The sequence below is a fragment of the Ruegeria spongiae genome, from assembly GCF_023502395.1.
In the GTDB taxonomy this organism is placed as follows: domain Bacteria; phylum Pseudomonadota; class Alphaproteobacteria; order Rhodobacterales; family Rhodobacteraceae; genus Ruegeria_C; species Ruegeria_C spongiae.
The window spans coordinates 106,019-115,981 of the sequence record NZ_JAMFMB010000014.1; the positions used below are offsets into that span (position 1 = coordinate 106,019).

A 9,963-nucleotide genomic window follows, 5' to 3' on the forward strand; every position below is an offset into this window, starting at 1 on the left:
GATTTGAATTTTCTCAGGGGATATGTCCGCATCGTTGACCGGCTGAACCACTGGATCGGGCGGGTGGTGATGTATGGCATCTTTGTCATGATGGGCATCCTGCTCTGGTCGTCGATCTCGAAGACCTTCTTTCTGCCCTCGCTCTGGACGCTGGAAATGGCGCAGTTTGCCATGGTCTCCTATTACGTGCTGGGCGGACCCTATTCAATCCAGATGGGCAGCAATGTGCGGATGGACCTGCTGTATGGAGAATGGTCCGAACGGCGCAAGGCCTGGACCGATGCGATCACCGTGCTGTTCCTGATCACCTATCTGATCGTCATGCTCTATGGCGGTTACGACTCTCTCAGCTATTCGCTGCAATATGGCGAGCGCAGCCCGACCGCCTGGCGACCCTATCTGTGGCCGATCAAGACGATCATGATCGTGGGTCTTTCGCTGATGCTGCTGCAGGCAGTGTCGGAACTGTTCAAGGACATCCTGCGCCTCAAGGGCGATGACATCCCGCGCGAGGTGATCTGATGCCCTATGAGTTGATCGCGATCCTGATGTTCTCGACCATGATGCTGATGTTGCTGACCGGGCAGCGGGTGTTCGGGGCCATCGGCTTTGTCGCGGTGATGGCGGCGCTGCTGCTGTGGGGTGATCGGGGCGGCTATGATCTGGGCTTCTCGGCGGCGATGAAGCTGATGAAGTGGTACCCGCTGCTGACCCTGCCGATGTTCATCTTCATGGGCTATGTGCTGTCGGAATCGAAGATCGCCGATGATCTCTACAAGATGTTCCACGTCTGGATGGGCGGGCTGAACGGGGGGCTGGCGATCGGCACCATCGGGCTGATGGTGCTGATCTCGGCCATGAACGGGCTGAGCGTGGCGGGCATGGCTATCGGCGCCACTATCGCGCTGCCGGAACTGCTCAAACGCGGCTATGACAAGAAGATGGTGACCGGCGTGATTCAGGCCGGGTCCAGTCTGGGCATCCTTGTGCCGCCCTCGGTCGTGCTGGTGCTGTTTGCGATGATCGCGCGCCAGCCGGTGGGGCAATTGTGGCTGGCCGGTGTGGTGCCGGGGCTGATGATGGCGGCGATGTTCATCGCCTATATCGCGATCCGCTGCCGGATCAATCCGGCGCTCGGCCCCTCACTGCCACCCGAGGAACGCGATGTGCCGCTGGGCGAGAAGCTGGCGCTGCTGCGCGCGGGCCTTCTGCCCATCGGCATCTTCGCGGCGATGATGGTGCCTTTTGTCAACGGCTGGACCTCGCTGGTGGAAAGCTCGGCCATCGGGGCGCTGACCGCCTTTGCGGTGGCGGTGCTGAAGGGCCGGATGACGCGCGAGGTATTCGAAACCTCGGTGCGCTCGACGCTGGGCATCACCTGCATGTTCATGTGGATCATCCTGGCCGCGATGGCCTTTGGTGCGGTGTTCGACGGGCTGGGCGCGGTCAAGGCGATCGAGAACCTGTTCACCGAGCGTCTGGGCCTGAACCCCTGGATGATCCTGATCCTGATGCAGCTGAGCTTCATCCTGATGGGCACCTTTCTCGACGACACCGCCATGCTGGTGATCGTGGCCCCGCTTTATGTGCCACTGGTGGGCGCGCTGGGGTTCGACCTGATCTGGTACGGGGTGCTTTATACGATCACCACCCAGATCGCCTATATGACACCGCCCTTCGGCTATAACCTGTTCCTGATGCGGGCCATGGCCCCGCCCGAGATCACGCTGCGCGACATCTATGGCTCGATCCTGCCGTTTGTGCTGGTGATGGTGGCGGCGCTGAGCATCATCATGACGTTCCCGCAGATCGCTCTGTGGCTGCCGGAGTATGTATACAACAAGTGATCCCGGTCCAAACCGGGGCGGAAAACCGACGAGGTTTCGATGCGTGAAACCAACAATGGGAGAGAAGACATGACCAACAGACGTACATTCCTGAAAGGCGCTGCTGCCGCCCCGGCCGCCGCCGCGCTGGCGACGCCCGCTTTGGCGCAGGGCAAAATCACCTGGCGGATGCAGACCTATGCGGGGGCCGCGCTGGCCGAGCATGTGATCGACCCGGCCATCAAGATGTTCAACCAGATCGCCGGTGACCGGATGCAGATCGAGCTGTTCTATGCCGATCAGCTGGTGCCCACGGGCGAGCTGTTTCGCGCCATGCAGCGCGGCACAATTGATGCGGTGCAGTCGGATGATGACTCGATGGCCTCGCCCACCGAAGTCACCGTGTTCGGCGGCTATTTCCCCTTTGCCTCGCGCTATAGCCTCGATGTGCCGGTGCTGTTCAACCAATACGGGCTGAACGAGATCTGGGACGAGGAATATTCCAAGGTCGGCGTCAAACATATCAGCGCCGGGGCCTGGGACCCCTGCCACTTCGCCACCAAGGACCCGATCAACTCGCTGGAGGACATGAAGGGCAAGCGCATCTTCACCTTCCCCACTGCGGGCCGGTTCCTGGCCCAGTTCGGCGTGGTGCCTGTCACCCTGCCCTGGGAAGATATCGAGGTCGCGGTGCAGACCGGCGAGCTGGACGGCATCGCATGGTCGGGCATCACCGAGGATTACACGGTGGGTTGGGCCGATGTGACCAACTACTTCCTGACCAACAACGTCTCGGGCGCCTGGGCGGGGCATTTCTTTGCCAATATGGACCGCTGGAACGAGTTGCCCGAGGATCTGCAAACCCTCTTCAAGGTCTGCTGCGACCAGTCGCATTATTATCGCCAGTGGTGGTATTGGGGCGGTGAGGCCAATCTGCGCGTGAACGGCACCAAGATGCAGTTGACCACCATTCCGGACGAAGAATGGGCGCAGGTCGAACAGGCCGCCGTCAAGTTCTGGGACGAGGTCGCCGCCGAAAGCCCGACCAAGGCGAAGGTGGTCGAGATCTTCAAGAAATACAACGACGTGATGCAAAAGGCCGGACGGCCCTATCGCTACGGCTGATCCGTCGGGTTTGACCCATGCCCCGGCGCGGATATGGTCGCGCCGGGGTACTCTTTGACCGAAACCTGAGGAAACAAGAAAGGACACTCTGCTGGCCATCGCAGGTTTCATAGTCGAGATATTCGCGGCAACGATGTTGCTGCTTTTTGCCGTGCGCTTTGTGCGCACCGGGATCGAACGGCGTTTTGGCGCGATGTTCGAGCGGCTTCTGACGGGGCACACGAATACCGCAATCGCGGGCCTGTCAGGCACCGCCCTGGCGGTGGTGATCCAAAGCTCGGCGGCGGTGGCGCTGCTGCTGACCGGATTTGCGGCGGCGGGCATGGTGGGGTTCGGCTTTGCGCTGGCCGGGGTGCTGGGGGCCGATCTGGGCTCGGCGCTGGTGGTGCAGTTGCTGTCTTTCGATCTGCGCTGGCTGATGCCCTTCCTGCTGGCGACCGGCGGCTGGCTCTACCTGAAATCCGACCGCAATCACACCCGGCTGAACGGGCGGATCGTTTTGGGCATCGCCTTTATCCTGATCTCGCTGCAATTCCTGCGCGAGGCGGTCGACCCGATCCGCGAAAGCGCCTTTCTGCCTGCCGTTGCAGGCTATCTCAGCACCGACTATTTCGCCGCCTTTCTGGTCGGCGCGGCGCTGGCCTTTGTGATGCATTCCAGCGTGGCCGCGATCCTGATGTGCGTGGCGCTGGTGCAGGTCGACGCCCTGCCCTTTGCGGCCGGTCTGTCGCTGATGCTGGGCGCAAATCTGGGCGGTGCGCTGATCCCGATCTGGTTGACCCGCGACCTGCCGCCTGTGCCCAAGCGTATCCCGCTGGCCAATTTCCTGCTGCGCGGTTCGGCGGCGTTTCTGTGCCTGATGGTCATCAACCTGTTCGATCTCTCCGGCGCGCTGCTGCTGGGGCAACCCGGCCAGTCGCTGGTCAGCGCCCATATCGGCTTCAACCTGCTGCTGGCGCTGAGCGCGCTTGGCATCGTGCGCCATCTGGAGCAGCCGATGAACTGGCTGTTGCCAGAGCAGGAAGACGAAGAGACAACCTCCTCGGACCTGCTGGAACCGCTCAGCCCGCTGGAGGCCCCGCACGGGTCGCAGGCGGCGGTGGCGATGTCCTCGGTCCGGCAGGAGTTGTTGCAGATGGTCGCGCGGGTCGAACGGATGATGCGGCCTGCGCTCGACCTATATCAGCACGACGACCCCGAGGCGATCGCCGCGCTGTTGCAGGAAGACGAGAAGGTGAACAGACAGTTCACCGATATCCGCCGCTACGTGGCCCGGATGCCGCGCCAGAACATGTCCAAGTCCGAGATCAAGACCGCCCGGTCGCTGGTCGAATACGCCATCCGCGTCGAAGCCGCGGGCGATATCGTGTCGAAACGCATGACCGGCTTTGCCAAGGCGCGCCATGACGAACGGGTGCAGTTCTCGCCCCCCGGCTGGAAGGAACTGTCGGACCTGCACAGGGCCGTGACCGAAAGCTTTGCGCTGGCCCGCCACGTGCTGCTGGTGGACGATCTGGAATGCGCCCGCCGTCTGGTTCTGGACAAGGCCGAGGTCAAGCGGCTGGAGCGCGCCAGCCGCAAGGCACACCTGAAGCGTCTCGAACGCGGCACCGCTGAAAGCTTCCAGTCCAGCGACCTGCATCTGGAAACCCTGCGCGCGCTGCGCGACCTGCACGGCCATATCGCCTCGATCGCCTACCCGATCCTCTACCGCTCGGGCCAGATTCTGGAAACCCGGCTGGTGACCGAGATGAAAAGCGAGCGGGTCAATGACTGACCCCCGGAAAACAAAAGAAAACGGATTGACACCATGAGTGATGCATCTGCTCTGAAAGAGTTATCGGCCAAAGTGGCCAGTGGCGAGGTGGATACGGTTCTGGTCTGCCTTGTGGACATGCAGGGCCGGTTGATGGGCAAGCGGTTCCACGCGCAGAACTTCCTCGACTCTGCGTGGCAGGAAACCCATTGCTGCAATTACCTGCTGGCCACCGATCTGGAAATGGCGACGCCCGACGGCTATGCCGCCACCTCGTGGGAGGCAGGTTATGGCGATTATGTCATGAAACCCGACCTGAGCACCCTGCGCCCGATGCCCTGGCTGGAAGGGACGGTGCTGGTGCTGTGTGATGTGCTGGATCACCACACGCATGAGCCGGTGCCCCATTCCCCGCGCGAGATGTTGAAACGCCAGATCGCCCGCGCCGAGGCGTTGGGGCTGACGCCGATGATGGCGACTGAGCTGGAGTTCTTCCTGTTCGACCGCACGTTTGACGCGATCCGTGCCGGGGGCTTCCGCGACCTGACCCCGATCTCGGGCTATAACGAGGATTACCACATCCTGCAGACCACCAAGGAAGAGCATGTGATGCGCCCGCTGCGCAATCACCTCTTTGCGGCGGGCATTCCCGTGGAGAACACCAAGGGCGAGGCAGAGGCCGGTCAGGAAGAGCTGAACATCCGTTATGCCGACGCGCTGGCCTGTGCCGACAACCACACAATCGCCAAACACGCCACAAAAGAAATCGCGCATCTTCAGGGGCATGCGGCAAGTTTCTTGCCAAAATGGCACGCGGATCGCGTGGGCTCGGCCAGCCATGTTCACCTGTCGCTCTGGCACGGGAATGATCCCGCCTTTTACGACCCCGACGCCCCTCATGGGCTGTCGGAACTGGGGCGGCAATTCTGCGCGGGCATGATCCAATACGCGCCCGATTACACCGCGTTCCTGGCGCCTTATGTGAACAGCTACAAACGCTTCATGAAGGGCACATTCGCGCCCACCAAAACCGTCTGGTCAGTAGACAATCGCACGGCCGGTTTCCGCATGTGCGGCGAAGGCACCAAGGCAGTGCGGATGGAATGCCGGGTCGGCGGTTCGGACCTCAACCCCTATCTGGCGCAGGCGGCGCTGCTGGCGGCTGGCCTCAAAGGGATCGAGGACAAGCTGGAGCTTGCCGCGCCCACGGCGGGCGATCTCTATGAAGATGCCGAGGCGCGCGAAATCCCCCGCACCCTGCGCGATGCGGTCGAGACGCTGCGAGGATCAGAAATGCTGCGCGCGGCGATGGGCGACTGGGTGGTCGACCACTACACCCGCTGCGCTGAGTGGGAGCAAGAAGAGTTTGACCGGGTGGTGACCGATTGGGAAATCGCCCGTGGATTTGAAAAGGCCTGAGACATGACAAAGACAACACAATGCACCTCTCCGATTGACGGATCGATTTATCTGGAACGTCCGGTTCTGTCCCCCGACGCGGCCCGCGCCGCCGCCGCCCGCGCCCGGCAGGCACAGCGCGACTGGGCCGCGCGCCCGCTGGCCGAGCGGGTCGCGCTGGTACAGGCGGGCGTGGCCGAGGTGGGCAAGACCACCGACCGTATGGCAGTGGAACTGGCCCATCAGATGGGCCGCCCCGTGCGCTATGGCGGTGAGTTCGGCGGCTTCGAGGAACGCGCCCTGCATATGGCCAAGATCGCCGAAGACGGCCTCGCCCCGATTGTCGTGGAAGACAGCGACGCGTTCCTGCGCAAGATCACCCGCGAGCCGCATGGGGTCGTGTTGGTGGTGGCACCGTGGAACTACCCCTACATGACCGCGATCAACACCGTGGCCCCTGCCCTGATCGCGGGCAACGCGGTGCTGCTGAAACACGCCGCCCAGACCCTGCAGGTTGGCGAGCGTCTGGTCGAGGCGTTCCATGCGGCGGGCGTGCCAGAGGATGTGTTCCAGAACCTGGTGCTGGATCACGACACAACCTCCGAGCTGATCTCTGGCCGACACGTGAATTTCGTCAATTTCACCGGTTCGGTTGGTGGCGGTCAGGCGATGGAGCGCGCGGCGGCGGGCACGTTCATTCCGGTCTCGACCGAATTGGGGGGCAAGGACCCGGGCTATGTGCGCGCTGATGCCGATCTGGATGCCGCCGTCGAAACGCTGATCGACGGCGCGATGTTCAACGCGGGTCAGTGTTGCTGCGGGATCGAGCGTATCTATGTGCATGGCACCCTCTTCAACGATTTCGTCGAAAAGGCCGTGGCGCTGGTGAATGGCTACAAACTGGGCAACCCGCTGGACCCGGAAACCACGCTTGGCCCGATGGCGCATATCCGTTTTGCCCGCGTGGTGCGCGACCATATCGAGGATGCCATGGCCAAAGGGGCGACCGCCCATATCGACCGCTTTGACGCCGATGATGGCGGCGCCTATCTGACGCCACAGATCCTGACCAATGTGACCCACGATATGGACGTGATGCGCGAGGAAAGCTTCGGTCCGGTGGTCGGCATCATGCCGGTCAATGATGATGACGAGGCAATCGCGCTGATGAATGACAGCCAGTTCGGGCTGACCGCCTCGATCTGGACCCGCGACGCCGCCAAGGCCGAAGAGATCGGTGCGCGGCTGGAAACCGGCACCGTGTTCCTGAACCGCTGCGACTATCTCGACCCTGGCCTGTGCTGGACCGGCTGCAAGGATACCGGGCGCGGCGCGGGTCTGTCAGTATTGGGCTTCCACGCCCTGACTCGCCCGAAATCCTACCATCTGAAGAAGGCGTGAGCCCATGAAACTTGTTGGAAACTGGTCCTACCCCACTGCCATCCGCTTCGGCGCGGGGCGGATCGCTGAAATTGCCGAGGCCTGCGCGGCGGCCGGGATCACCAAACCGTTGCTGGTCACCGACAAGGGGCTGGCCAACCTGCCCGTCACCCAAACCACGCTGGACCTGATGGAAGCCGCCGGGCTGGGCCGGGCCATGTTTTCGGATGTGGACCCCAACCCCAATGAACGCAATGTCGCCGCCGGGCTAGAGGTTTATCGCGAAGGCGGATTTGACGGGGTGATCGCCTTTGGCGGTGGCTCGGGGCTGGATTTGGGCAAGGTACTCGCTTTCATGGTGGGCCAGACGCGGCCCCTTTGGGATTTCGAGGATATCGGCGACTGGTGGACCCGCGCCGACCCGGCGGGCATTCACCCGATCGTGGCGGTGCCCACAACCGCTGGCACGGGGTCCGAGGTGGGGCGCGCGGGTGTCATCACCAATTCGGAAAGCCATGAGAAAAAGATCATCTTTCACCCAAAGATGCTGCCCCTGCAGGTGATCTGCGACCCGGAACTGACCGTGGGCATGCCAAAAATCATCACCGCCGGAACCGGCCTCGATGCCTTTGCCCATTGTGTCGAGGCCTATTGCTCGCCGCATTACCACCCGATGTCCCAGGGCATGGCGTTGGAAGGCATGCGGCTGGTCAAGGAATATCTGCCCCGCGCCTATGCCGATGGCAGCGATCTTGAGGCGCGCGCGCATATGATGTCGGCAGCGGCCATGGGGGCGACAGCGTTCCAGAAAGGTCTCGGCGCCATCCACGCGATGAGCCATCCGATCGGCGCGCATCACCACACCCATCACGGCACCACCAACGCGGTCTGCATGCCTGCCGTGCTGCAGTTCAACCGCCCCGCCGCCGAAGGCGTGCTGACCCAGGCCGCCGCCTATCTGGGCATCGAGGGCGGGTTCGACGGGTTCTGTGCCTATGTGGACGGGCTGAACGCTTCGCTCGGTATCCCCCGGACGCTAAGCGAGCTTGGCGTGCGCAACCCCGATCTCGATACGCTGGTGCGCGATGCGCTCAACGATCCCTCCACCGGTGGCAACCCGGTGGAGATGACGTCCGCGAACACCCGCAAATTGTTCGAAGCGGTGGTGTAACCCACTCGCACGCACCGCCAAGGCCTGCAAATCGGGCATTGGCGGTGTTCTGCCTTGAGTTGACCAAATCTCACCCTGCGACTGTTTTGCACTTTCTCTTCTGCACTGCGGAAATTATATCTGACGCCAGAGCGCGACAGCGCCGAAACGCGGCAAACGCCCGCAAACAGGAGCAGTTTGATGAAAAACATCATCGTAGCCGGGGCCATGGTCTCGGGTCTTTGTGCTGGCGCAGCCAGCGCAGCGGAATTCACCGGCGGATATTTCGATCTCGGGTATTCCAGCTTCACCGACAGCGACGACGGATCCAAGTTTTACGGGGCCGCCTCGGGAGAGCTTGGATTCACCCGCAATTTCGGTATCCAGGCAGACTTGGGCGTTTACCGTTACCGTGAAATCGAGGAAACGGGCTATAACGGGACGCTTCACTTCATCTACCACACCAATGACAACCTCTCTCTTGGCGCCTATTATAACCGCGACGATCTGGACGGTGACAACGATGCCAACACCTACGGAATCGAAGCGGGTTACGAAATTGGCGCGATCGGGCTCGAAGGTTATGTTTCGCGCATTGATTTCGTCGATGCGGGCGATGCGGATGGCACCCTGCTGGGCTTTAAGCTGGACAGCGAAGTTGCACCTTTGTTCACCCTGTCCGCCTCGGTGGATTACCTGGATGCCTCGGGTGATGTCGATCTGACTCGGTACAGCGTCGGTGCCGACTACAATTTGGGCAGTGGTGCCCACATCTACGGTGAGCTTGGCGGTGCCCGGGCAGGTGTTGACAGCTTCAGCAGAACCGAAGCCTACATCGCTGCCGGTCTGCGCATCAACTTCGGCAGCGAACGCGGCACGACCTTTGGTCGTCGCGGCCTTCTCGACAAGCTGCCCGGCCTTTGATCAGAACGCGCCCGGCGGCCACGCTGCCGGGTGCTCAGGATGCTTCGCGCAACATCAGCGCAAGCGGTGCCCTGCTCTGCGGGACATCTTTGACCGTGTCACATGATCTGAAAAATGGTGGGTGATAAGAGATTTGAACTCCTGACATCTTCGATGTGAACGAAGCGCTCTATCAAATCCTACCATTTTCGTGTTCGCTTGTCGCCACAACCACTGAGCTATGAATACCCAATGATTTCAGTGGTATAAATTGTCACACAAAGTGTTCAATGATGCAACATCGGTGATGGCCGAAGTTGCGTGAACAGCCGCCTGCGAGCGGGTAATTGCAGCGGAATTGCAGCGGTGATTAACGCACAGTTGTGTATTTGTGCCTACAAATTGGGGAACGGTCATAGGCGAGG

Annotated in this window: 8 protein-coding genes and 1 tRNA gene; 8 read left to right on the forward strand and 1 reads right to left on the reverse strand. The window is 61.8% G+C overall.

Features of this window, described 5'->3' with window-relative positions:
- Positions 1-3: 3 nt before the first annotated feature.
- The 8 genes from M3P21_RS12465 to M3P21_RS12500 all read left to right on the forward strand — a co-directional run bounded on the left by M3P21_RS12465 (position 4) and on the right by M3P21_RS12500 (position 9,559).
- The gene (locus M3P21_RS12465; protein ID WP_249710358.1) at positions 4-522 is read left to right on the forward strand and encodes a TRAP transporter small permease subunit; all 519 of its coding nucleotides are present in this window, start codon (positions 4-6) and stop codon (positions 520-522) included.
- Positions 522-1,847 carry a TRAP transporter large permease gene (locus M3P21_RS12470; RefSeq protein ID WP_249710359.1) on the forward strand — a complete coding sequence of 442 codons (1,326 nt, stop codon included), beginning with the start codon at positions 522-524 and terminating at the stop codon, positions 1,845-1,847. Before M3P21_RS12465 ends, M3P21_RS12470 begins: the two co-directional genes overlap by 1 nt.
- A gap of 69 nt (positions 1,848-1,916) precedes the next feature.
- A complete protein-coding gene (locus M3P21_RS12475; protein WP_249710360.1) occupies positions 1,917-2,951 on the forward strand; it encodes a TRAP transporter substrate-binding protein in 1,035 nt (344 codons plus the stop codon).
- A gap of 133 nt (positions 2,952-3,084) precedes the next feature.
- Positions 3,085-4,728: a Na/Pi cotransporter family protein gene (locus M3P21_RS12480; protein ID WP_249710361.1), complete on the forward strand. Its 1,644-nt coding sequence runs from the start codon at positions 3,085-3,087 to the stop codon at positions 4,726-4,728.
- A 33-nt stretch (positions 4,729-4,761) separates the two neighbouring features.
- Positions 4,762-6,126 (forward strand): glutamine synthetase family protein, encoded by a 1,365-nt coding sequence (locus M3P21_RS12485; protein ID WP_249710363.1) that lies wholly within the window; start codon positions 4,762-4,764, stop codon positions 6,124-6,126.
- Positions 6,127-6,129: 3 nt separating this feature from the next.
- On the forward strand, positions 6,130-7,506 hold the full coding sequence (locus tag M3P21_RS12490; protein ID WP_249710365.1) for an aldehyde dehydrogenase family protein: 1,377 nt from the start codon (positions 6,130-6,132) through the stop codon (positions 7,504-7,506).
- Positions 7,507-7,510: 4 nt separating this feature from the next.
- Positions 7,511-8,656, forward strand: a complete 1,146-nt coding sequence (locus tag M3P21_RS12495; RefSeq protein WP_249710366.1) for an iron-containing alcohol dehydrogenase — start codon at positions 7,511-7,513, stop codon at positions 8,654-8,656.
- Between the two features lie 180 nt (positions 8,657-8,836).
- Complete coding sequence (locus M3P21_RS12500) at positions 8,837-9,559, forward strand: porin (protein WP_249710367.1); 723 nt, start codon at positions 8,837-8,839, stop codon at positions 9,557-9,559.
- Between the two features lie 115 nt (positions 9,560-9,674).
- Here M3P21_RS12500 and M3P21_RS12505 read toward each other — a convergent pair.
- Positions 9,675-9,789: transfer RNA gene (locus tag M3P21_RS12505), tRNA-Val, on the reverse strand.
- Positions 9,790-9,963 lie beyond the last annotated feature (174 nt).